Genomic DNA, 23,708 nt, shown 5'->3' with positions numbered 1-23,708 from the left:
AAAAAGCGCCATCCACCCTACGGGACATCGTCGCGTAGGGTGGACAACACGAAGCTAGTCCACCATCCAGCAAATAGCCTGGGTAGAGCACAGCGAAACCCAGGAACCCAGGAACCCACAGACAATGGGTTTCGCGGTGCTCTACCCGTCCTACGCAGCTCGATGCGCTTCGCGACTGAAGTGGAGTGCCACCAAGCAGCTCCTACAAAACAGCAGGCAAGTATGTGCAGTGCAATCTAGGCGGGTAACGCCAGCCATACTTCCACCCCGCCTTCGACATTACCGATCTGCAACTCGCCGCCATGCAGCTCGGCCACTTCCTGCACGAAGTTCAGGCCCAGCCCGGTGCTCTTGCGGCCGCCGTTGGGACGCGGCAGGGAGTAGAAGCGTTCGGTCAGGCGCGCCAGGGCGTAATCGGGGATGGCTTCGCCCTGGTTGAACAGGCGTAGCGTCACGCGCTCGCCCTGGCGTTCGGCGGCGATGCGGATGCGCCCGCCGGGCGGGGTGAAGTCCAGGGCGTTGTCCAGCAGGTTGGCCAGCGCCTGGCGCAGCAGGAAGCGCTCGCCGCGCAGGCTGAGGCCGGCCGGCAGTGCCTGCTCGATCTGCAGTTTGGCAGCGGTGATGCGCGCCTGCTGCGCCTGCAGCAGTTCGTCCACCAGTGCCGCCAGCGGCACTGTCACGCGCTCTTCCAGGCCCTGGCGCTGCTCCACCTGCGCCAGGTGCAGCAGGCGTTCGATGAGGTTCTGCAGGCGCGCGCTTTCCTGCTGGATATTGGCCACGAAACGCTGGCGCTGCTCGGCCGGCATGTCGCCATCGAGCAGTTCGGCGGCGCCACGGATGGCCGCCAGCGGGCTTTTCAGTTCGTGGGTCAGGGTGTGCACGTAGCGCTCGACGTAGGCCTTGCCCTCCAGCTCGGTGCGCATGCGCTCCACCGCCTGGGCCAACTGGCCCAGTTCGCCGCCACGCACAGTGGGCGCCTCGGCGCGCTGTCCCTCGCTGACGGCCTGGGCGTAACGAGTGAGCTTGCCCAACGCGGCGCTGAGCCACCAGGACAGCGCCGCGCCGATCAGCAGGCCAAGGGCGATCAACCCGGCACCGAGCCAGCCAAGGCGCGTCTGCGAGCGCTCGATATAGGGCTGCAGGGTGCGATTGGGCTTGGCCACCGAGACCACGCCGATGATCTGCTCGCCATCTCTGATCGGTGCGGCGACGTACATCACCGAGGAGTCGGGATCGTCCGGGTCTTCACGGGTCGAGCGCGCGCCGTACTGGCCGCGCAGGGTCAGCAGCACATCGTTCCAGCGCGAATAATCCTGGCCGACCGCCAGGCCGGTGGAGTCGAGCAGGACGATGCCCTTGGTGTCGGTGACGTAGATGCGGTGGTTGACCTCGGCCTTGGTCAGCCCCCAGATGCTCGCCTGTGGCTGGCGCCGGCCATAGGCTTCCAGCGCTTGGTGCAGACGGCCCTCGCCAAGGGTGCCGGCCTTGACCTCGTCGCGCAGGATCTCGGCCAGCAGGTTGGCGGTATCGACCAGCGTTTCCTCGGTGCTCTGGCGCACGCCGGGACGAATCTCGTCCATCACCGTGCTCAGCACGAACCAGCCGGCCAGACCAACGAAGAGGAAGTAGACGAGGAAGATGCGCACGCCCAGTGGCATGACTCAGGCCTCCGGTTCGAAACTGTAGCCCAGGCCGCGATGGGTCTGGATCGGCTCTTCGCTCGGGGCGATGACGCGCAGCTTGGCGCGCACGCTCTTGATATGGCTGTCGATGTTGCGCTCGTAGCCGGCCTCGCTGGCCACGCCGAGGGCATCGAGCAATTGCTCGCGCGAATAGACCCGGCATGGCTGACCGAGCAGCGTGCGCAGCAGGCGAAATTCGTGGCGGGTCAGGCTCAGGGCCTGGCCATGGTAGTGAATGCGAAAGGCGGCATCGTCGATCTGAAAGGTGCTCGGCGCGCTGGCTGCTGGTGTTTCACGCGGCGCCACGCGTTTGAGAATGGCCTTGACCCGCGCCGCGACTTCGCGCGGGCTGAAGGGTTTGACCACGTAGTCGTCGGCGCCGATTTCCAGGCCCACCACGCGGTCGATTTCCTCGCTACGGGCAGTGAGGAAGATCACCGGTAGTTCGGAGAAACGGCGCAGGCGCTTGCACACTTCGAAGCCGCTGATATCGGGCAGGCCGACATCGAGAATGGCCAGGTCGAAGGCGCCGTTTTCCAGCAGCGTCAGCGCCTCGCCACCCAAGCTCGACCAGTGCGTGGCGAAACCTTCGGCCTGCAGGGCATAGACCAGCGTATCGGCAATCGCGGCTTCGTCTTCGACTATCAGTATCTGCGGCATCGGGCGTCCTGCACCTGTGGGGCGACGGCGGCAGACTGCCGGGGGTTGGATCATGCGTCAAGCGGGCGATAGTGTAGAACGGGGCAGCCCGTCAGGGGTGGTTGGCGGGTTGCACCCGCCCTACACGACAGCGCCGCTGCGACTGCATGGATGCAGGAGGTAGAGCGAAGCAGGATGCCAGAGTCGAAAGCGCCTCCCACGAGGTTTTCGCTCACCCGTAGCCCGGATGCAATCCGGGGAATCGTGCCATTCGTTCCCCGGATTGCATCCGGGCTACGCGCTCAGGGAATCTCACCGCGAATGTACTGCTCCAGCTGACGGATCAGGTCGGCCTGTTCGGCGATGGTTTCCTTGACCAGGTCACCGATGGACAGCAGGCCGATCAGCTCGCCTTCGGCCAGCACCGGCAGGTGACGCAGGCGGCGCTCGGTCATCAGCTCCATGCAGTACTGCACGCTGTCACGCGGGCCGACGCTGATGACGTCGCTGGTCATGATTTCGCTGATCTTGGTGGTGAGCAGCGAGCGCTCGGCCAGCGCCACCTTGCGCACGTAGTCACGCTCGCTGACGATGCCGACCAGGCGCCCGCCGGAGAGCACCACCAGTGCCCCGACACCCTTTTCGGCCAGCACGCGCAAACCGTCGAGCAGCGAATCCTCACGGTCGACGCTGTAAACGTAGGCATGGGCTTTACTGCGAAGAACTTCTGCGGCGGTTTTCATGCTGACGACTCCTTTTGTTGTTATCCGTTTTTAGCAGAGTTGGCCGCCGCGGTCAGCCTCACTGGAGGCTGAATCGTCCAGTATTCTGCGCCAGCCCTTCGCTACCTCTGCGCAGTTGCTCGGCGGCGCTGCTCACGGCCTGGGCGCCATCGAGCAGTTGTCCGGCAGCCTGATCGACCTGCTGGATGTTGCCACTGACCTCATCGGCGGTGGCCGCCTGCTGCTCGGCGGCCGTGGCGATCTGCGCCAGGCGGTCGCTGACGCGCTGTACCGAGTCGACGATGTTCTGCAGTTCATCACCCATGGCCAGCACGCTGCCGATATCGCCGTCGGCCTGGCTGCAGGCTTCTTCCATGAGAGTGACCGACTGCCCGACCACGCGCTGCAGGTTGTCCACGGTCTGGGCGATTTCCTGGGTCGAATCCTGGGTGCGCCTGGACAGCGAGCGCACTTCGTCGGCAACCACGGCGAAGCCTCGACCGGCCTCGCCCGCGCGCGCGGCTTCGATGGCCGCGTTGAGTGCCAGCAGGTTGGTCTGCTCGGCGATGCCCTTGATCACCTCGACCACGCGGTTGATCTGCTGGGTCTGATCGCGCAGTTGCTGCAAAGCCGCAGCGCTGTCGCCGAGGCGACTGCTGAGGTGGCGCATGCTGGCGCTGGTGCGCTCGCTGCGCTGGTTGCTGCTCAGCGCCACTTCACGGGTCTGCTGCGCCTCCACTGCGGCCTGCTCGCAGCTTTGCGCCACGCTCTGTGCGGTGGCGGCCATCTGCGTCGCGGCAGTGGCGATCTGGCTCATCTGCGCCTGCTGCTGCTCGACGGCATCCAGAGCGTCACGCGCCTGACCACCGAGCAGTTGCACCGTGCTGTCCAGTTGCTGACTTTCGCGGTTGACGCCTTGCAGCGAGTCGCGCATCTGTTCGACTGCGGTATTCAGCGCCTGGGCGATGGCGGCCAGGTCGTCACGACCATTGACCTCCATGCGCACGCGCAGGTCGCCATCACGCAGACTACGCGCGGCCTCGATGATGTTGCTGGTGCTGAGGCGGATCGAGGCGTTCAGGCACATCAGCACGTACATCGCCAGCAGGGTCAGCACGATGAAGGCGCCGATCACTTCGATCATCGAGTGCAGCGCCTGCTGCCGGTAATGACCAAGGCTGGCGCTGAACTGCTGATAGAGCGCTTGCTGCAGCCCCTGCAGCTGGGTCTGTAGCGCTTCGACACGCTGCACGAACTGCTCGGGCGTGAGCGCCATGGGGCTGGCCTCGAACATGTCGCGGTCGATCTGGGTGAGGAATTCGTCGAACGCCTTGAGCGAGGCGTCGAAGGGCGCGCTCAGTTGGCGCATGGCCTGCGGCGCTTCGCGCGACAGGGTGAGCTGCGCCTTGACCAGTTGCGCACGCTGCTCGTCCAGGCTGCGGCGCAAGTCGCGGATCAGCACCCGGCTCTGCAGGGTGAAATGCTGCGAGACCACGGCGCCATGGCCCTGAGCGGCGAAGGTGCCGAGCTGCTCGAGCAGACGCGGCATGATGTAGGTGATCTGCTCCATCATCAGGTAGGTGTCGAGGCGCGGATCGAGAATCAGGGTGCTGTCGGTGGCCACCTGCTCACGCAGAGCGATCAGCGACAGCAGTGCCTTCTGGTAGCGCTCCAGCGCGTCGGGCAGGGCGACCTTGGTCAGCCCGGCAGCGCGCAAGCCGTCGCGTTCGCCCTGCAGGACCTGGAAATGCTCGCGCGCCTGATCGCTGATCAGGTCGCTCTGCAGCGGCTCGGCGGCCCGTTGCAAGACCTCGTCGAGCTTGGCCTCGCGCTGCTGCAGCAGGCCCTGCGCGGCATTCTCGGTGCCCTTCCAACGCGCCAGCAGGGTGCGCTGGGCGATCAGTTCATGCTGCACCTGCGCCATGCGCTCCAGCGCTTGCGCACCTTCCACCTCGAAGTCGATGGACTGCAGGCGCGACAGGTAGTCGCTGCTGATGATCCACAGCGCGTAACCGAGCGGAAGCGCGAACAACAGGAACACCAGCTGAAACTTGTGGGCAAAACTGAAACGCTGCAGCAGCCGTACACCCGGCTTGAGTACTCCCGTCATAGCGACACCTCAACGACCTAAAGGGCCTACAGGCCTGGCAAAGGATTGCATATAGCAAAAAGCAGGCCCGACGCTGACGCCGATCAGATGAGCGTCCCAAAACCGCCGCTCGCAGGAGCCCCGCCCCGGGGGGCGAAGCGTCACGAGTCCGCTCCGCCCGGGTTCGCGGCGGAGCGCCGCTCCCAAATGGGGCGGTGCATCAAGGCTCAACTGAGTGGCGCTGGCTCCAACACGGAAGTCGTTACTGGGCACTCTCGACGAGTGTAATGGCCAATGACTATCAGCCTTTTCCGAAATGCGACAATTAACTCAGCATTGGGGACGATCGCGGGTGTAGCGCTCAGCCGGGTCCACCGCCGCACCAAGATCGCGCATGGCGCTGGCACCGATCAGCAACGGATAGCTGAAGGTGCTGCGATCCGTCAGGTTGACCTCGATGGTGCGCTCTTCTTCGCCCAGGCAGATCGGCATCTCGATCACCGGGCGCTGCGAGTAGGCGACTTCCTTGATCTCGGCGTCACTCTCTTCGGCGCGCTTCTTGATCTCGGCGATGCGCACCAGCGGGTGTTCGTAAATCGTATCTTCGGCGCCATCGACAGCCAGGCGGAAGCGTACCCAGTCTTCGCCGTCGCGCTTGAAGGATTCAATGTCCTTGGCCGACAGCGAGGCAGTCATCGCGCCGGTGTCCATCTTGGCCTTGAGGGTCTGGCCCAGAGCAGGGAGCTTGATCAGTTCGTAGCGGCCGTAAAGGTCCGGTTGTTCATCGGCCATGGTCGGCAGACTGATGGCGGCGGCCAGCAGGAGCAGAGCGTATTTCAAGGTTAAGTCCTCTCGTTTGCGGTGACCGAACCTACGACTGCCATGCGCCTGCTGCGTTCCACCAGAAGCGTTACAACATGCTGCGTGCAAGCGCTACCTTTAACCTGAACTTTCCGCACGCCGTCAGGGAAACACTGAAAAATCGTCATGCCCACGCAAGCGGGTATCCAGAACCCGCCAAGCATCTGGGCTCCCGCCTTCGCGGGAGTGACGATAGATGGCTTTTTCAGAACATCCTCAGCGGCCGCGCCCCTCCAGATCCATCCCACTCCACAGCTCGTCGAGCCGCTCGAAACCCCATTCCTCGGCCGACTCACGGCCAACGATGCGGTCCTGGTCGGTGATTTTGCTCAGATCGACGACGCTCTGCGGCAACGGCAGACGCGACTTGGCCGAGAAGAACACCTTGACCCTGGGCGCCAGCAGCGCCTTGGGATTCTGCTCCATGACCACCGCCAGGCGTCCACTCTGCAAACGCACCAGGGCGCCGACCGGGTAGATGCCGACGGTCTTGACGAAGGCCTGGAACACCAACTCGTCGAAATGCCCCTTCCACTCGGCCATCTTGCGGATCGACTCGGCCGGGTCCCAGCCCTGCTTGTACGGACGGTTGGACGTGATGGCATCGTACACGTCGCAGACCGCGCCCATCTTCGCCATCAGGCTGATCTGCTCGCCCTGCAGACGGTGTGGATAACCGCTGCCATCGACCTTCTCGTGGTGATGCAGGCACACGTCGAGAACCAACGCACTGACCTGCTTGCTGGCGATCAGAATGCCGCCGCCCTCCTCCGGATGCTTGCGCACCTTGGCGAACTCGTTGTCGGTGAGCTTGCCGGGCTTGTCCAGCAGCTCCTGCGGTACGGCCATCTTGCCGATATCGTGCAGCAAACCGGCCAGCCCGGCCTCGCGCACGGCCGCTTCGGGCAAGCCGAGCTGGCGCGCCAGGGCGATCATCAGCGCACACACGGCGACCGAGTGCATGTAGGTGTATTCATTGCTGTGCTTGAGCCGCGCCAGGCTGATCAGGGCGTTGGGGTGGCGCATCACCGACTCGGAAATTTCCTCGACCAGTGATTCGGCCTGTTCGAACTGCAGCGCCTGGCCCATGCGCGCATCGCAGAACATCTCCATCACCGCCTGCTTGGAGCGCGCGCAAAGCTTCACGGCCTGCTCCAGTTCCTGCTCCATCGACAGCGTCCTGACCTTGGGCGGTTCGATAGCGGCCAGCAACCGCGCCTCGGCTTCGCACTCGGCCTCGGCTTCTGTCGCGGCTCTCACACCAACAGCGACATCGGTGCCCTTGCTGACGTCGATCCACAACTCAGTGATCGCACTCTCGCGAATGCGAGCGAGGTCCTTTTCGGAGTTGAGGACAAACTTGGACTTCCAGAAGGGATGATCCATCCATGATCCGCAAAACTCCTGGACGTACATGCCGATGCGCAGATCAGCTACCGCAATGCGTTTCAACATCGAGATCATCCAGAGCAGTTGGCGGGAAGGTTCGAGCAGGGCACCCGAGAATCGTCGAACAATCTCCTTACATTCCACACTGATCAGCATCAAGGCTTCCACGTAAAATAGCCATAGGCCACTAGTCGCAGTTTTGAGACAGCTTCTTCAGGTGCTTATGATGGCCACCACGCGCCCGCCAAGGAGTTGATATGCGTCCCCTGCTGACTGGCCTACTCAATATAGTCCTGCTGCTCGCCAACACCCTGATCCTGATCGGCCCGCTGCTGCTGATCGCCCTGGCCAAGTTCGTCTTGCCCGGGCAAAGCGCCCGCGACACCTGTTCGCGAGGGGTGATGTGGGTGGCCGAATTCTGGGCGGAGAACTGCAAACGCATCTTCGCCCTGCTGACGCCGACATTCTGGGACATTCGCGGCAATGCGCAGCTGCGCAGAGACCGCTCCTACCTGGTGATCAGCAATCACCAATCCTGGGTCGACATTCCCGCCCTGGTGCAGGCGTTCAACCGCAGGACGCCCTACTTCAAGTTCTTCCTCAAGCAAGAGCTGATCTGGGTGCCCTTCCTCGGCCTGGCCTTCTGGGCGCTCGATTACCCCTTCATGAAGCGCTACTCCAAGGCATTCCTGGACAAGAACCCGCATATGAAGGGCAAGGACCTGGAGATCACCAAGGCCGCTTGCGAGAAGTTCAAGCGCCTGCCGGTGACCGTGGTCAACTACCTGGAAGGCACTCGCTTCACGCCGGCCAAGCAGGCCCAGCAGCAGTCGCCCTACCGCTACCTGCTCAAGCCCAAGGCTGGCGGCGTGGCGTTCGTCCTGGCCACGTTGGGTGAACAGATCGACGCCGTGCTGGACGTGACGCTGGTCTACCCCGGCCAGCAGGTGCCGGGGTTCTGGGCCTTGCTCAGCGGCCAGGTGCCGAAGGTGATCATGGATATCCAGACCCTCGAACTGGACCCGGCGCTGTACCAGGGCGACTACGAGAACGACGCCGAATTCCGCCAGTACCTGCAGGAGTGGGTGAGCCAGCTGTGGCGGGACAAGGATGCCCGTATCGAGCGCCTACGCGAGCAAGCCACCTCGTAGGGTGCGCAGTGCGCATCGATCTTCCAAAGCCACTGGTGCGCGCGACCTCGGCAGCCCCTCGACGCCCTGTCGTTCGGCTTTCCGAACGAGCCACCCCGACTTATTCGCCAAGCCGAACGCACCACGTCGCCGACAGAAAAATAAAATCCTTTAAATTCAAATAATTAGAGTTAAAAAAGGCACTGGCACATATCCTGCTCCGTCCTCCTCAGGAATGCGATAGACCTTCCCTGAGCAAAGTGGCGTACCGCGCCATCACAACAACAACATCGAGGACTCGATTCATGCGTACCTTCCACCGTGTACTGAGCGTGGCCATTGCCGCCGCCTTCCTTTCCACTCCGGTGACCGCCGAGGAACTGACCGGCACCCTGAAGAAGATCAAGGACAACGGCACCATCACCCTGGGCCACCGCGACTCGTCCATTCCCTTCTCCTACTTCGGCGACAACTCGCGCCAGCCGATCGGCTACTCCCATGACCTGCAATTGAAGGTGGTCGAGGCGATCAAGCAGGAACTGGGCATGCCGGACCTGAAGGTACGCTACAACCTGGTCACTTCGCAGACCCGCATCCCGCTGGTGCAGAACGGCACCGTCGACCTGGAGTGCGGCTCCACCACCAACAACATCGAACGTCAGCAGCAGGTCGACTTCTCCGTCGGCATCTTCGAGGTGGGCACCCGCCTGCTGGCCAAGAAGACCAGCGGCATCAACGATTTCGACGACCTCGAGGGCAAGAACGTGGTGACCACCGCCGGTACCACGTCCGAGCGTCTGATCAAGTCGATGAATGCCGAGAAGAAGATGGGCATGAACGTGATTTCCGCCAAGGATCACGGCGAGTCCTTCCTGATGCTCGAATCCAACCGCGCCGTCGCCTTCATGATGGACGATGCCCTGCTCGCCGGCGAAATGGCCAAGGCCAAGAAGCCGGACGACTGGGCCGTGGTCGGCACCCCGCAATCCTTCGAGATCTACGGTTGCATGGTGCGCAAGGGTGACGCTGGCTTCAAGCAAGTGGTCGACAAGGCCATCAGCGACACCTTCGCCTCCGGCGAGATCAACGACATCTACGCCAAATGGTTCCTCCAGCCGGTGCCGCCGAAAGGTCTGAACCTGAATTTCCCCATGAGCGACGAGCTGAAGAAGCTGATCGCCAACCCGACCGACAAGTCTGCAGAACAGATCTGACGGTAAACCTGCGCCAGCTTCACAAGAGCTAGCACAGCACCGTAGGGCGGGTGCAACCCGCCAACCCGATCCTCCACGACGACTCTGGCGGGTTGCACCCGCCCTACGGTTCTTTCTCCTGATGGATAAGGGGCACAGCCGCCACCCGCGGCTGGGGCACGCTGCTGCGCGCTCGGCCCCTCCAACCCAAGCTTTAGCCACACGGGGGTCACCCGCATGAATTACAACTGGGACTGGGGCATCTACTTCAAGTCCACCGGCATCGGCAGCGAAACCTACCTCGACTGGTTCATCACCGGCCTGGGCTGGACCATCGCCATTGCCCTGGCCGGCTGGATCATCGCCCTGGCGCTGGGCTCGCTGCTCGGCGTGATGCGTACCCTGCCAAACCGCTGGCTGTCCGGCCTGGCCACCGCCTACGTGGAAATCTTCCGCAACGTGCCGCTGCTGGTGCAGCTGTTCCTCTGGTACTTCCTGGTGCCGGACCTGCTACCCGAGCCGCTGGAGCTGTGGTTCAAGCAGGACCTCAACCCTGCCACCTCGGCCTACCTCTCGGTGGTGGTGTGCCTCGGCCTGTTTACCGCCGCGCGGGTCTGCGAACAGGTCCGCACCGGCATCGAGGCGCTGCCCAAGGGCCAGACCGCCGCCGCCTACGCCATGGGTTTTCGCCTGCCGCAGATCTACCGCAACGTGCTGCTGCCGCAGGCCTACCGCATCATCATTCCGCCGCTCACCAGCGAGTTTCTCAACATCTTCAAGAACTCCTCGGTGGCGTCGCTGATCGGGCTGATGGAGCTGCTGGCACAGACCAAGCAGACCGCCGAATTCAGCGCCAACCTGTTCGAAGCCTTCACCCTGGCCACGCTGATCTACTTCACCCTGAACATGAGTCTGATGATGATCATGCGCATGATCGAGAAGAAGGTTGCCGTGCCTGGCCTGATCTCCGTAGGGGGTAAATGATGGATTTCAGCGAAATCATCCCCGCCCTGCCAGGCCTGTGGGACGGCATGGCGATGACCCTGCAGTTGATGGCCCTGGGCATCATTGGCGGGGTGGCACTGGGCACTCTGCTGGCCCTGATGCGCTTGTCGCACAACAAGCTGCTGGCGAATATCGCTGCCACCTACGTCAACTACTTCCGCTCGATCCCGCTGCTGCTGGTGATCACCTGGTTCTACTTCGCGGTGCCGTTCATCCTGCGCTGGATCACCGGCGAAGACACGCCGATAGGTGCGTTCAGCTCGTGCCTGGTGGCCTTCGTGATGTTCGAGGCGGCCTACTTCTGCGAGATCGTGCGTGCCGGTATCCAGGCCATTCCCAAGGGCCAGATGGGTGCCTCCCAGGCGCTCGGCATGAGCTATGGGCAGAGCATGCGCCTGATCATCCTGCCGCAGGCCTTCCGCAAGATGACGCCGCTGCTGCTGCAGCAGAGCATCATCCTGTTTCAGGACACCTCGCTGGTGTACACCGTGGGCCTGATGGACTTCCTCAACGCCGCACGCTCGCGTGGCGACATCATTGGCCAGCCCCATGAGTTCCTGATCTTCGCCGGCCTGGTCTACTTCACCATCAGCTTCGCCGCCTCGCGCCTGGTCAAGCTCCTGCAAAAAAGGTTAGCCGTATGATTTCCATCCAGAACGTCAACAAGTGGTACGGGGATTTCCAGGTGCTGACCGATTGCAGCACCGAGGTGAAGAAGGGCGAAGTGGTCGTGGTGTGTGGGCCGTCCGGCTCGGGCAAGTCGACCCTGATCAAGTGCGTCAACGCGCTGGAGCCGTTCCAGAAGGGTGACATCAACGTCGACGGCACCTCCATCGCCGACAAGAAGACCAACCTGCCCAAGCTGCGCTCGCGCGTCGGCATGGTGTTCCAGCACTTCGAGCTGTTCCCGCACCTGACCATCACCGAGAACCTGACCATCGCGCAGATCAAGGTGCTCGGCCGCAGCAAGGAAGAAGCCACCAAGAAGGGGCTGGCCCTGCTCGATCGTGTCGGTCTGGCTGCCCATGCGCACAAGCATCCTGGTCAGCTCTCCGGTGGCCAGCAACAGCGCGTCGCCATTGCCCGCGCCCTGGCCATGGACCCGGTGGTGATGCTGTTCGACGAGCCAACATCGGCGCTCGACCCGGAAATGGTCAACGAGGTGCTCGACGTGATGGTGCAGCTGGCTCAGGAAGGCATGACCATGATGTGCGTGACCCACGAGATGGGCTTCGCGCGCAAGGTCGCCGACCGGGTGATCTTCATGGACGCCGGGCAGATCGTCGAAGACTGCCCCAAGGAGCAATTCTTCGGCGACATCAACGCCCGCTCCGAGCGCGCCCAGCAGTTCCTGGCGAAAATCCTCCAGCACTAAGATCGGGCTTTGCTCCCCTCTCCCATTTATGGGAGAGGGGCCGGGGGAGAGGGCAACTGCCCGCCCATCTGGCCAGCCCGGGACGACTATGATGCAATGCCTGCCCGCCCCTCCTCGCGCCGATCTGATCGTGAAACCGCGCCTGCTCCGCCACCTGTCGCTGATTCTGCTGTTCCTGCTGCTGGTGCTCGGCTGCGGCTACGCCGCCTATCACCTCAGCGACCGCGCCGGCATCCGCGCGCTGGCCGAGAACGGCGAGCGCCAGCTGGAGCTCAACGCCCGCGCGGTGGAAAGCGAAATCACCAAATACACCTACTTGCCCAGCCTGCTGGAACTGGAAGGCAACGTCTCGCGCCTGCTGCTGGCGCCCACGGCCTACCGCCGTCATCACGTCAACGTGTACCTGCAGGGCCTCAACGAGCGCAGCGGCAGCCTGGCCATCTATGTGCTCGACCCCGACGGCCGGGTGATCGCCACCAGCAACTGGGGCGAGGCCGACAGCTACCTCGGCGAAGACCTGTCGTTCCGTGCCTACTACCAGGACGCTATCAAGGGCCGCCCCGGCCGCTTCTACGGCATCGGCAGCACCACCGGTGAGCCTGGTTACTACCTGGCCCATGGCCTGCGCGAGGGCAATCGCATCATCGGCGTAGCGGTAGTCAAGGTGCGCCTCGACGACCTCGAGGAGCGCTGGCAACGCGCGCTGCTGGAAGCCTACGTCAGCGACGAGAACGGCATCATCATCCTCGCCAGCGATCCGATGGTGCGCCTCAAGTCCGTGCGCCCGCTCGACGAAGCCACCAAGGAGCGCTTGGCGCGCAGCCTGCAATATCACTGGGCGGCGCTGGAAGAACTGCAGCTGTTCAACCGCTCGCCGCTGGACGAGGGCATCGAACAGGTCAGCTTCACCACCGCCGGCACGCCCGCCAACTACCTGCTGCAGACGCGTCGTCTGGAAGATACGCCGTGGCACCTGACCCTGCTCAGCCCACTGCAGGAGCAACGCAGCGCGGCCATGAGCCACGGCATGCTGGCGGCCGTGGCGGCGGCTCTGCTGGCCTTTCTGCTGATCGCCTGGAACGAGCGGCGCAAGGTCATCGCCACCCGTCTGGCTGCTCGCGAGGCATTGCAGGCAGCCAACGACGAACTGGAACGCAAGATCACCGAGCGCACCGCCGACCTGCAGGCCAGTAATGAACGCCTGCAAGCCGAGGTGCGTGAACGCCAGCAGGCCGAGACCACCCTGCGCCAGGCCCAGGACGAACTGGTGCAGGCCGGCAAGCTGGCGGTGATCGGGCAGATGTCCACCAGCATCGCCCACGAACTGAACCAGCCGCTGGCAGCGCTGCGCACCCTGTCCGCCAATGCGGTGCGCTTTCTCCAGCGCGGCGCGCTGGATGTCGCCAGCAGCAACCTGCAGAACATCGCCGAGCTGGTCGATCGCATGGGCAAGATCACCGGCAGCCTGCGCGCCTTCGCCCGTCGTACCGGCGACCAGGGCGAGGCCTCGCTGCAGCAGGCAGTGGACGCCGCGCTGCTGCTGTTGCACCCGCGCCTGCAGCGCACCCGCGTGCAGATCCACCACGCGTTCGCCGAGACGCGCCTGAACATCGAGCAGATTCGCCTGGAGCAGATTCTGGTCAACCTGATCAGCAACGCCCTCGATGCCCTGCAGCCGCAGACCGACCGGCAGATCTGGCTGAGCGGCGCCCGCGAGGCCGAGCACTATCAGCTGGAAGTGCGCGACAATGGCCCCGGCATCACCCCGGAAACCCGCGCGCACCTGTTCGAGCCCTTCTTCACCACCAAACCCGGCGAGCAGGGCCTGGGGCTCGGCCTGACTCTTTCTGCCAGCCTCGCCGCCGCTGCCGGCGGCAGCCTCAGCGTGCGCCACCCCGAAGAGGGCGGCACCGCCTTCGTCCTCAGCCTGCCCTACCCGCGAGAGCCACAAGCATGAGCGACCGCCTGACCGTCCTGATCGTCGAAGACGATCCCCATGTGCTGCTCGGCTGCCAGCAGGCTCTGGCGCTGGAAGACATCCCCAGCATCGGCGTCAGCAGCGCCGAAGAAGCGCTGGCGCAGGTCGACGCGGACTTCGCCGGCATCGTCGTCAGTGATATCCGCCTGCCCGGTATCGATGGCCTGGAACTGCTCACCCGCCTCAAGCAGCGTGACCCGAGCCTGCCGGTGGTGCTGATCACCGGCCACGGCGATATCGGTATGGCTGTCAGCGCGATGCGCGACGGCGCCTATGACTTCGTCGAAAAACCTTTCTCCCCCGAGCGCCTGGTAGACGTCGCCCGCCGCGCTCTGGAGCAGCGCAGCCTGGCCCGCGAGGTCAGCGCCCTGCGCCGCCAGTTGGCCGGCCGCCAGGCGCTGGAGCAGCGCATCATCGGCCGCTCGCCAGCCATGCAGCAGTTGCGCGAACTGATCGCCAACGTCGCGGACACCAACGCCAACGTGCTGATCGAGGGTGAGACCGGCACCGGCAAGGAGCTGATCGCCCGCTGCCTGCACGACTTCAGCCGACGCCAGCACAAGCAGTTCGTCGCGCTCAATTGCGGTGGCCTGCCGGAAAGCCTGTTCGAGAGCGAGATTTTCGGTCACGAGGCGCATGCCTTCACCGGCGCCGGCAAGCGCCGCATCGGCAAGATCGAACACGCCGACGGCGGCAGCCTGTTCCTCGATGAGATCGAGAGCATGCCGATCAACCTGCAGATCAAGCTGCTGCGCGTGCTGCAGGAGCACAGTCTGGAGCGCCTCGGCTCGAACCAGTCGATCAGGGTCGATTGCCGGGTGATCGCCGCGACCAAGGCGGATCTCGGCGAGCTGGGCAAGCGCGGCGAGTTTCGCAGCGACCTGTATTACCGCCTCAACGTGGTGACCCTGGAGCTGCCACCGCTGCGCGAGCGGCGCGAGGACATCGCCCTGCTGTTCGAACACTTCCTGCAACTGGCGGCATTGCGCTTCGACCGGAGCGTGCCAGAACTGGATCGACACATCCTGGCCGCGCTGATGGCGCACGACTGGCCCGGCAATGTGCGTGAGCTGCGCAACGTCGCCGAACGCTTCGCCCTCGGATTGCCGGTGTTCAAGAAAAGCGGTCTGGCCGACAACACCGGTCTCGGCTTCAACGAGGCGGTGGAAGCCTTCGAGCGCAACCTGCTGGCCGGCGCCCTGGAACGCCACGCCGGCAACCTCAGCCAGGCGGCGCAAGCCCTGGGCCTGGCCAAGACCACGCTGTTCGACAAGGTGAAGAAGTACGGGCTGTAACCACCGCTGCCGCGGTAGGAGCGGCTTCAGCCGCGAAAAAGGTGAACCCGGAACGGCCTCATGCAAAACAAAAAGGGAGCCCGCAGGCTCCCGAAAGAAGACGCCAACAACTGCGCCTTTGCCGTGAAAGGTAGCGACCTGGGACTAAACCCAGGTCACGCCGTCACGCCGCACTGAAGCTCTTGTGCGGATCGATGACGAATTTCTTCGGCACGCCGGCATCGAACTCGCCGTAGCCACGCGGCGCATCGTCCAGGCTGATCACCTGCACACCGACCACTTCGGCGATGTTGATGCGATCCCACATGATCGCCTGCATCAGCGCGCGGTTGTACTTCATCACCGGCGTCTGACCGGTGTGGAAGCTGTGCGATTTGGCCCAACCGAGGCCGAAGCGAATGCTCAAGCTACCGATCTTCGCCGCGGCATCCACCGCGCCCGGGTCCTCGGTCACGTAGAGACCGGGAATGCCGATCTTGCCGGCTACGCGCACGACCCCCATCAGCGAGTTGAGCACCGTGGCCGGCGCCTCCTGCTGGGCACCGGCATGGCCGTGGCCACGCGCTTCGAAGCCAACGGCATCGACCGCGCAATCCACTTCCGGCTCGCCCAGCAGATCGGCGATCTGCTCATGCAACGGCGTGTCCTTGGACAGGTCGGCGATTTCGAATCCCTGGGCCTTGGCATGCGCCAGGCGCGTTGGGTTGACGTCACCGACGATCACCACCGCAGCACCCAGCAGCCGAGCCGAAGCGGCAGCGGCCAAACCGACCGGGCCGGCCCCCGCGACGTAAACGGTGGAACCCGGGCCAACGCCCGCAGTGACCGCCCCGTGGTAGCCGGTGGGCAGGATGTCGGACAGACAGGTCAGGTCGCGGATCTTCTCCATGGCCTTGTCGCGATCCGGCAACTTGAGCAGGTTGAAGTCGGCGTAAGGCACCAGCACGTACTCGGCCTGGCCGCCGGTCCAGTCGCCCATGTCGACGTAACCGTAGGCGCCGCCGGCACGCGCCGGGTTGACGGTCAGGCACACGCCGGTGTGCTGCTCCTTGCAGGAGCGGCAACGGCCACAGGCGACGTTGAAGGGCACCGACACCAGATCACCGATCTGCAGACGCTCGACGTCGCGGCCCTTCTCGATCACCTCGCCGGTGATCTCATGGCCCAGCACCAGGCCGACCTGCGCGGTGGTACGGCCGCGCACCATGTGCTGGTCGGAGCCGCAGATATTGGTGGAAACGACTTTCAGGATGACCCCGTGCTCGATCTTCTTGCCGCGCGGGTCCTGCATTTTCGGGTAGTCGATCTTCTGTACTTCGACCTTGCCCGTACCGAGATAAACCACACCACGATTACCAGACATGCGTAACTCTCCTTTCTTGTTGTGGACACAAGACGCGACCGACTGGCCGCGCGGCCTTGCACTGGAGCTTGTTGCGTCTGTTGCCGGAAACCGCCGGTGAAACCTGGCAGGGCGGGTTCCGTAGGGTGCGCTATGCGCACCGATGCTCTTGCGTTGATTCCCGGTGCGCACGGCGCACCCTACGGGCGGCGCCGTTACCGTAGGGTGGGCCGGGCGGCGTTCCGCTCCAGCCCACCGAAAAAGTCTGTGGGCTGAAGCCCACCCTACAGCCTGGTAGCTGCGTGATCAGGCGTTGAGCACCACCGTACGGTTGGCGTTGAGGAACACGCGGCGGTCGATGTGGTAGCCGACGGCGCGGGCCAGGGTCAGGCACTCGATATCGCGGCCCTTGGCGATGAGGTCTTCCGGGTAATGCGCGTGATCAACCGCCTCCACGCCCTGGGCGATGATCGGCCCCTCGTCGAGGTCGTTGTTGATGTAGTGCGCCGTGGCGCCGACCAGCTTGACGCCCTTCTGGTAGGCCTGGTGGTAGGGCTTGGCGCCCTTGAAGCCCGGCAACAGCGAGTGGTGGATGTTGATCGCCCAGCCGTCCAGCCTGCGACACAGCTCGGGCGACAGCACCTGCATGTAGCGGGCGAGCACCACCAGCTCCGCACCGGTGTCTTCGATCACCTGCAGCACCTTGCGCTCCTGCGCCGGCTTGTCGGCCGGATCGAGCGGGAAATGGTGATAGGCAATGCCGTGCCAGCGCGCCAGCGGTTCGAGATCGGGGTGGTTGGAAACCACCGCCACCACGTCCATGGCCAACTGGCCGATGCGCTGGCGATAGAGCAGGTCATTGAGGCAGTGGTCGGCCTTGGACACCATCAGCACCACCTTGGCGCGGTAACCCGGCGGGGTCAGCTCGACCTGCATGTCGAAGGGTGCCAGACGCTCGGCCACACCGGCGCGAAAGGCGGCCTCGTCGAAATCCTGCGGCTGGCGGAACTCGACGCGAATGAAGAAGCGCGACGACAGTCGATCATCGAAGCTGTGGTGCTCGGTGACATAGCAGCGCTGCTCGAAGAGAAAGCGCGTCACCGCATCCACGGTGCCGAGCACGCTCGGGCAGTGGGCGGTGAGAATCCAGGTGTCAGGGGTGCGGCTCATAACAAACTCCTATGATTTTCACCCCTCTCCCCCCGGGAGAGGGGCCGGGGGTGAGGGCTATCCGACCCAACGCGGTCTGCCTTCCCCTCACCCCAACCCTCTCCCGGAGGGAGAGGGGGCTGTTCGTGGCTGCTTGTGAGACCGACGCCAAGCACGCGGCGTAGCGACCTACCCTTTCCTCACCCCAACCCTCGGCTTTGGCATCCTGCGTCGCCCTACCTCCTGCATCCATGCAGTCGTCTCCCGGAGAGAAAGGGGGCTGTCCGCGTATGTCTCAGGTTCAGCTTCAAGCCTCGACCGCCAACCCATACTCGGCGCTGGCGTCCTGCAGCCACAGCCAGAAGTAGTCGGCGAAGCTGCGGCGGATCACCAGTTCCCAGGTTTCTTCGCCGGTGTGGCGGATCACCAGTTGCGACTTGGCGAACACGGTGCCCACCGCCTTGCCGACCGGGAAGTTGCTCGGATGCACGTCGTAGCTGGTGGACTTCATCAGCAGCTCGCGCACCTTCGGCCCGGACAGCTCCAGCAGGGTCTGCCCGCCACTGACGTTGACCACCGAGAAATGCTGGCCGTCCAGCGCCGCGCGCAGTGTGCGCTCGACCTCGAACTCGGTGCCGCCCGGCACGATCAGCAGCCATTCATCGGGGCCCAACCACTGCAACGAGGTGTCGCCATCGGCCACCAGGGTCAGCGCCACCGGCAGTTCCAGGCCCAGGGCCTTGTGCACGCCGCCGGAGAAGGCGGCGTCGCGAGCGTCGCCACGGATCACCAGATATCCGCGCAGCGTCTTCTCGCGCAGGGTGATGCCGGCGTTGTTGCGGCCCTTGCCGACCAGTTCGTGCAGGCCGGCGTGGTGCAGCGGCGATTGCCCGGCGATGTCGGCGGGGCGTTGCTGATAGACGTTGACGTTAGACATTCTGGCGATCCCCTTTCGGGTCATAGAACACGGAGCTGCAGATTTCGGCTTCGATCAGGCTGCCATCGGCCAGCGGCGCGAACACGCGCTCGCCCATGCGCTTGAGGCCGCCCTTGACCACCGCCATGGCGAAGCTGTAACCCATGGCCGCGCTCATGTAGCTGGAGGTGACGTGGCCGACCATCTGCATCGGGATGGACTGTTTCGGGTCGAACACCAGTTGCGCGCCTTCCGGCAGCACCTGGTTCGGGTCGATGGGCTTGAGCCCGACCAGCTGCTTGCGGTCTTCGCGCAGGCAGTCGTCGCGGTTCATGCCGCGCTTGCCGATCCAGGAGAAAGGCTTGGTGCGACCAACGCACCAGCCCATGTTGAGGTCGTCCGGGGTCACCGAGGCGTCGGTGTCCTGGCCGACGATGATGAAGCCCTTCTCCGCACGCAACACGTGCATGGTCTCGGTGCCGTAGGGCGTCAGGTCGAACTCCTTGCCGGCTTCGATGATCTGTTCCCAAACGCCCAGGGCGTAGTCGGCCTGCACGTTCACCTCGTAGCTCAGCTCACCGGTGAAGGAGATACGGAACACCCGTGCTGGCACGCCGCCGACCAGGCCTTCCTTCCAGCTCATGAAGGGGAAGGCGTCCTTGTCCAGGTCGATGTCGGTGACCTTGGCCAGCAGCTTGCGGCTGTTGGGGCCGGACAGGGTCATGGTCGCCCAGTGGTCGGTGACCGAGGTGAAGTAGACCTTCAGTTCCGGCCATTCGGTCTGGTGGTAGATTTCCAGCCACTCCATCACCCGCGCCGCGCCGCCAGTGGTGGTGGTCATGACGAAATGGTTGTCCGCGAGACAGGCGGTAACGCCGTCGTCGAAGACCATGCCGTCTTCCTTGCACATCAGGCCGTAGCGCGCCTTGCCCACGTCCAGCTTGGTCCAGGCATTGGTGTAGACGCGGTTGAGGAACTCGCGCGCGTCCGGGCCCTGGATGTCGATCTTGCCCAAGGTGGAGGCATCGAGGATGCCCACGCTGTTGCGCACGGCCAGGCATTCACGAGCCACGGCGGCGTGCAGGTCCTCGCCATTTTTCGGGAAGTACCAGGGGCGCTTCCACTGGCCGACGTCCTCGAACTCGGCGCCGTTCTTCAGGTGCCAGGCCTGCATCGCGGTGTAGCGCTTGGCATCGAACAGCTCGCCACAGTGGCGACCGGCCACGGCGCCGAAAGTCACCGGGGTGTAGTTCGGGCGGAACATGGTGGTGCCCATCTGCACGATGCTGATGCCCATCGAACGCGCGGCGATGGCCAGGCCGTTGATGTTGCCCAGTTTGCCCTGGTCGGTGCCGAACCCCAGTGCGGTGTAGCGCTTGACGTGCTCGACCGACTCGAAGCCTTCGCGAGTGGCCAGCTCGATGCCGGCCGCAGTGACGTCGTTCTGCAGGTCGACGAACTGCTTGGGCGCACGTGCCGTGGACTTGTCGTGCGGCACCTGGAACAGCGCCAGCATCGGCTCTTCCTGGCGCATCTCGGCCTGTGGCAGGCTGCCGCTGACGGCCTTGTAGCCAGTCTCGGCAGCCGCCTTGGCGCCTGCTTCGAAGCCATTGGCGAGCACGTCGCCGAGGGCAAACACGCCGTTCACCGCACCGGCGTCGATGCGCTGCTGGATGCCGTTGCCCGGCCCCGGCACGAAGCCGAGGATGTCTTCGCGCCACTCCGGGCGACCGCCCAGGTGCGACGCCAGGTGCACCACCGGGCTGTAGCCGCCGGAGCTGACGATCAGGTCGCAGTCCAGTACTTCGCCGGGGCTGGTGACCTTGTGCGCCTTGGCGTCGATGGCGCAGATACGCGCACCGGTCACCCGCTTGCTACCGCGTGCCTCGACCACTGCGCTGCCGGTGAGGATGCGTACACCACGGGCACGCGCCTCTTCGACCCAGCTGCCACGCGGGTTGCTGCGCGCATCGGCCACCGCCACGACCTTACGCCCGGCATCGAGCCAGTCGAGCACCACGCGGTAGGCGTAATCGTTGTTGGTCGACAGCACCAGTTCCTGCCCTGGCGCCACGCCGTAACGACGCACGTAGGTGGACACGGCGCCGGCCAGCATGTTGCCGGGCACATCGTTATTGGCGTACACCAGCGGCCGCTCATGGGCACCACTGGCCAGCACCACGCGCTTGGCACGCACGCGGTGCATGCGCTGACGGGCCTGCCCCATCGGCGCGATTTCACCGAGGTGATCGGTCAGGCGCTGATGGATGGTGAGGAAGTTGTGGTCGTGATAGCCGTTGACCGTGGCGCGTGGCAGCAAGGTCACTTCCGGCATTGCCTGCAACTCGGCGATGGCCTGCGCCACCCAGTCGGCGGCGGGCTTGCCGTCGAGGGTTTCGCGGGTGTCGAGCAGGCTGCCGCCGAACTCTTCCTGTTCATCGGCGAGGATCACCCGCGCGCCGCTACGGCCAGCAGACAGCGCGGCGGCGAGACCGGCAGGGCCGGCGCCGACGATCAGCACGTCGCAGTGCTGGTTGAGCTGGTCGTAGATGTCCGGATCGACCTCGGTGGGCGCGCGGCCTAAACCGGCAGCCTTGCGGATGTACTTCTCATAGGTCATCCACAGGTTCTGCGGATACATGAAGGTCTTGTAGTAGAAGCCGGGCGGCATCATGCCGCCGCCGACCTTGCCGAGGATGCCCATCAGGTCGGTATTGACGCTCGGCCAGCCGTTGGTGCTGCTGGCCACCAGACCGCTGTACAGCGCCTGCTGGGTGGCGCGTACGTTGGGGATCTGCGCCGCCTCGGTGGAGCCGATCTGCAGCACGGCATTGGGCTCTTCGCTACCGGCTGCGACGATGCCGCGCGGGCGCGAATACTTGAAGCTGCGCCCGACGATGTCGACGCCGTTGGCCAGCAGCGCGGCGGCCAGGCTGTCGCCGGCGTAGCCCTGATAGGTCTGGCCATTGAAGGTGAAGCTCAGCGCCTGGCTACGGTCGATGCGACCACCCTTGGCAAGACGATTGACCTGGCTCATGCCGTTACTCCTTCTGCCACGGCTTGCTTGTCGGTGGCCCCGGTTGCGGTGACCGAAGGCTTCTCGCCGACCTTGTAGGTCTCGAGGATCTCGTAGGTCACGGTGTGGCGGGTGACATTGAAATACTTGCGGCAACCGGCCGCGTGCACCCACAGCTCGTGGTGGATACCGCGCGGGTTGTCACGGAAGAACATGTATTCGCCCCACTCTGCATCCGTGCAGGCATCGGGATCGAGCGGGCGGGCGATGTGCGCCTGGCCCTTGGCATGGAATTCCTCTTCGGAGCGCAGTTCGCCACAGTAGGGGCAGAAGATGTGCAGCATGCTCGGTACCTCCAGAAAATCTTCAAACCCGCTCGTATAACCATGCGGGACAAGCCTGTCTCCCCTCTCCCCCTGGGAGAGGGGCCGGGGGTGAGGGAGTGAGGGGACCGCGATCAGTCGAACCACCCTCTCCCGCCCTTCGGGCACCCTCTCCCGGAAGCGGGAGAGGAGATTTGTTCTCCCCTCTCCCCCTGAGAGAGGGGCTGGGGGTGAGGGCTGCGGTGTTTGGCCGAACCACCCTCTCCCGCCCTTCGGGCACCCTCTCCCGGAGGGAGAGGGTCATCAGATGTCGCGCTGCGCGCGAACTTTTAATGAGCCACGGCAGCAGCGCCGTGCTCGTCGATCAGTGCACCGGTGTGGAAACGGTCGATGGAGAACGGCTTGGCCAGTGGATGCATTTCGCCCTTGGCCAGGCTGGCGGCGAATACATGGCCCGAACCCGGTGTGGCCTTGAAGCCACCGGTCCCCCAACCGCAGTTGAAGAACAGGTTGTCCACCGGGGTCTTGGAGATGATCGGGCAGGCATCGGGGCTGGTATCGACGATGCCGCCCCACTGACGGTTCATGCGCACGCGCGAGAGCACCGGGAACATCTCGACGATGGCCTGCAGGGTGTGTTCGATGGTGCCGTAGGAGCCGCGCTGACCGTAGCCGTTGTAGCCGTCGATGCCGGCACCGATGACCAGGTCGCCCTTGTCCGACTGGCTGATATAGCCATGCACGGCGTTGGACATGATCACGCTATCGATGATCGGCTTGATCGGCTCGGACACCAGCGCCTGCAGCGGGTGCGACTCCAGCGGCAGGCGGAAGCCGGCGAGCCCCGCCATGTGCCCCGAGTTACCGGCGGTGACCACACCGACGCGCTTGGCACCGATGAAGCCCTTGTTGGTCTCCACGCCGATCACCGCACCGTTCTGCTTGCGGAAACCGATCACCTCGGTGTTCTGGATCAGGTCGACGCCCAGGGCATCGGCGGCACGCGCGTAACCCCAGGCCACGGCGTCATGACGGGCGACGCCACCGCGACGCTGCACCGTCGAGCCCATCACCGGATAACGGGTGTTCTTGCTGCAGTCGAGGTAGGGAATCTCCTCGGCCACCTGCTTGGCATCCAGCAGTTCGCCATCCACGCCGTTGAGGCGGTTGGCGCTCACGCGGCGCTCGGCGTCACGCATGTCCTGCAGGGTGTGGCAGAGGTTGTAGACGCCACGCTGGGAGAACATGACGTTGTAGTTGATGTCCTGCGACAGCCCTTCCCACAGCTTCATCGCGTGCTCGTAGAGCTGCGCGGACTCGTCCCACAGGTAGTTGGAACGCACGATAGTGGTGTTGCGCGCGGTGTTGCCGCCGCCGAGCCAGCCCTTCTCGACCACGGCGACGTTCTTCACGCCGAATTCCTTGGCCAGGTAATAGGCCGTGGCCAGGCCGTGGCCGCCACCACCGACGATGACCACGTCGTACACCGGCTTGGGCGTCGGGTTGCGCCACATGCGCTGCCAGTTCTCATGGTGGCTGAACGAGTGCTTGAACAGGCCGAAGCCGGAATAACGTTGCATAAGGAGGCTCCTGAATTCTGTTCC

Annotated in this window: 19 protein-coding genes; 7 read left to right on the top strand and 12 right to left on the bottom strand. The window is 64.4% G+C overall.

Annotated features, from left to right (window positions below):
• Positions 1–236 precede the first annotated feature (236 nt).
• The 6 genes from creC to ACN0X6_RS10480 form a co-directional block, all read right to left on the bottom strand.
• Positions 237–1,658, bottom strand: a complete 1,422-nt coding sequence (gene creC / locus ACN0X6_RS10505) for a two-component system sensor histidine kinase CreC (RefSeq protein WP_417703727.1) — start codon at positions 1,656–1,658, stop codon at positions 237–239.
• Between the two features lie 3 nt (positions 1,659–1,661).
• The gene (creB, locus tag ACN0X6_RS10500) at positions 1,662–2,342 is read right to left on the bottom strand and encodes a two-component system response regulator CreB (protein ID WP_417703725.1); all 681 of its coding nucleotides are present in this window, start codon (positions 2,340–2,342) and stop codon (positions 1,662–1,664) included.
• 281 nt (positions 2,343–2,623) lie between these two features.
• Positions 2,624–3,064, bottom strand: coding sequence for a CBS domain-containing protein (locus ACN0X6_RS10495; protein ID WP_417703723.1), 441 nt, complete (start codon positions 3,062–3,064; stop codon positions 2,624–2,626).
• Positions 3,065–3,122: 58 nt separating this feature from the next.
• A complete protein-coding gene (locus ACN0X6_RS10490) occupies positions 3,123–5,153 on the bottom strand; it encodes a methyl-accepting chemotaxis protein (RefSeq protein ID WP_417703721.1) in 2,031 nt (676 codons plus the stop codon).
• A 309-nt stretch (positions 5,154–5,462) separates the two neighbouring features.
• Entirely contained in the window at positions 5,463–5,972 is a 510-nt protein-coding gene (locus ACN0X6_RS10485) for an ATP-dependent zinc protease (RefSeq protein ID WP_417703719.1), read from the bottom strand.
• 237 nt (positions 5,973–6,209) lie between these two features.
• Positions 6,210–7,448 carry an HD-GYP domain-containing protein gene (locus tag ACN0X6_RS10480; protein ID WP_417703717.1) on the bottom strand — a complete coding sequence of 413 codons (1,239 nt, stop codon included), beginning with the start codon at positions 7,446–7,448 and terminating at the stop codon, positions 6,210–6,212.
• A 191-nt stretch (positions 7,449–7,639) separates the two neighbouring features.
• Between ACN0X6_RS10480 and ACN0X6_RS10475 the strand changes: the two genes are divergently transcribed.
• From ACN0X6_RS10475 to ACN0X6_RS10445, 7 genes are all read left to right on the top strand, one after another.
• Entirely contained in the window at positions 7,640–8,533 is an 894-nt protein-coding gene (locus tag ACN0X6_RS10475) for an acyltransferase (RefSeq protein WP_417703715.1), read from the top strand.
• Positions 8,534–8,817: 284 nt separating this feature from the next.
• On the top strand, positions 8,818–9,726 hold the full coding sequence (locus ACN0X6_RS10470; protein ID WP_417703713.1) for a glutamate/aspartate ABC transporter substrate-binding protein: 909 nt from the start codon (positions 8,818–8,820) through the stop codon (positions 9,724–9,726).
• Positions 9,727–9,942: 216 nt separating this feature from the next.
• Complete coding sequence (locus ACN0X6_RS10465; RefSeq protein ID WP_079782594.1) at positions 9,943–10,689, top strand: amino acid ABC transporter permease; 747 nt, start codon at positions 9,943–9,945, stop codon at positions 10,687–10,689.
• Positions 10,686–11,354, top strand: a complete 669-nt coding sequence (locus ACN0X6_RS10460) for an amino acid ABC transporter permease (protein WP_192982646.1) — start codon at positions 10,686–10,688, stop codon at positions 11,352–11,354. Before ACN0X6_RS10465 ends, ACN0X6_RS10460 begins: the two co-directional genes overlap by 4 nt.
• On the top strand, positions 11,351–12,085 hold the full coding sequence (locus tag ACN0X6_RS10455; protein WP_417703710.1) for an amino acid ABC transporter ATP-binding protein: 735 nt from the start codon (positions 11,351–11,353) through the stop codon (positions 12,083–12,085). Before ACN0X6_RS10460 ends, ACN0X6_RS10455 begins: the two co-directional genes overlap by 4 nt.
• Before the next feature lie 88 nt (positions 12,086–12,173).
• Entirely contained in the window at positions 12,174–14,042 is a 1,869-nt protein-coding gene (locus tag ACN0X6_RS10450) for a sensor histidine kinase (RefSeq protein ID WP_417703708.1), read from the top strand.
• Positions 14,039–15,358: a sigma-54-dependent transcriptional regulator gene (locus tag ACN0X6_RS10445; RefSeq protein ID WP_417703706.1), complete on the top strand. Its 1,320-nt coding sequence runs from the start codon at positions 14,039–14,041 to the stop codon at positions 15,356–15,358. The genes ACN0X6_RS10450 and ACN0X6_RS10445 overlap by 4 nt, the downstream gene beginning before the upstream one ends.
• 163 nt (positions 15,359–15,521) lie before the next feature.
• Here the strand turns inward: ACN0X6_RS10445 and fdhA are convergent, their stop codons facing one another.
• The 6 genes from fdhA to ACN0X6_RS10415 form a co-directional block, all read right to left on the bottom strand.
• Positions 15,522–16,721 carry a formaldehyde dehydrogenase, glutathione-independent gene (gene fdhA / locus ACN0X6_RS10440; protein WP_160020018.1) on the bottom strand — a complete coding sequence of 400 codons (1,200 nt, stop codon included), beginning with the start codon at positions 16,719–16,721 and terminating at the stop codon, positions 15,522–15,524.
• Positions 16,722–17,006: 285 nt separating this feature from the next.
• A complete protein-coding gene (gene purU, locus ACN0X6_RS10435; RefSeq protein WP_417703704.1) occupies positions 17,007–17,870 on the bottom strand; it encodes a formyltetrahydrofolate deformylase in 864 nt (287 codons plus the stop codon).
• Positions 17,871–18,156: 286 nt separating this feature from the next.
• Positions 18,157–18,786: a sarcosine oxidase subunit gamma gene (locus ACN0X6_RS10430; protein WP_417703702.1), complete on the bottom strand. Its 630-nt coding sequence runs from the start codon at positions 18,784–18,786 to the stop codon at positions 18,157–18,159.
• Entirely contained in the window at positions 18,779–21,802 is a 3,024-nt protein-coding gene (locus tag ACN0X6_RS10425; RefSeq protein WP_417703700.1) for a sarcosine oxidase subunit alpha, read from the bottom strand. Before ACN0X6_RS10425 ends, ACN0X6_RS10430 begins: the two co-directional genes overlap by 8 nt.
• Positions 21,799–22,125, bottom strand: coding sequence for a sarcosine oxidase subunit delta (locus ACN0X6_RS10420; RefSeq protein WP_160020022.1), 327 nt, complete (start codon positions 22,123–22,125; stop codon positions 21,799–21,801). Before ACN0X6_RS10420 ends, ACN0X6_RS10425 begins: the two co-directional genes overlap by 4 nt.
• 308 nt (positions 22,126–22,433) lie before the next feature.
• The gene (locus tag ACN0X6_RS10415; RefSeq protein ID WP_417703698.1) at positions 22,434–23,684 is read right to left on the bottom strand and encodes a sarcosine oxidase subunit beta family protein; all 1,251 of its coding nucleotides are present in this window, start codon (positions 23,682–23,684) and stop codon (positions 22,434–22,436) included.
• Between the last annotated feature and the right edge of the window lie 24 nt (positions 23,685–23,708).

It is taken from the genome of Pseudomonas sp. (assembly GCF_048269965.1).
In the GTDB taxonomy this organism is placed as follows: domain Bacteria; phylum Pseudomonadota; class Gammaproteobacteria; order Pseudomonadales; family Pseudomonadaceae; genus Aquipseudomonas.
This window is presented reverse-complemented; position numbering and strand designations above follow the sequence as displayed.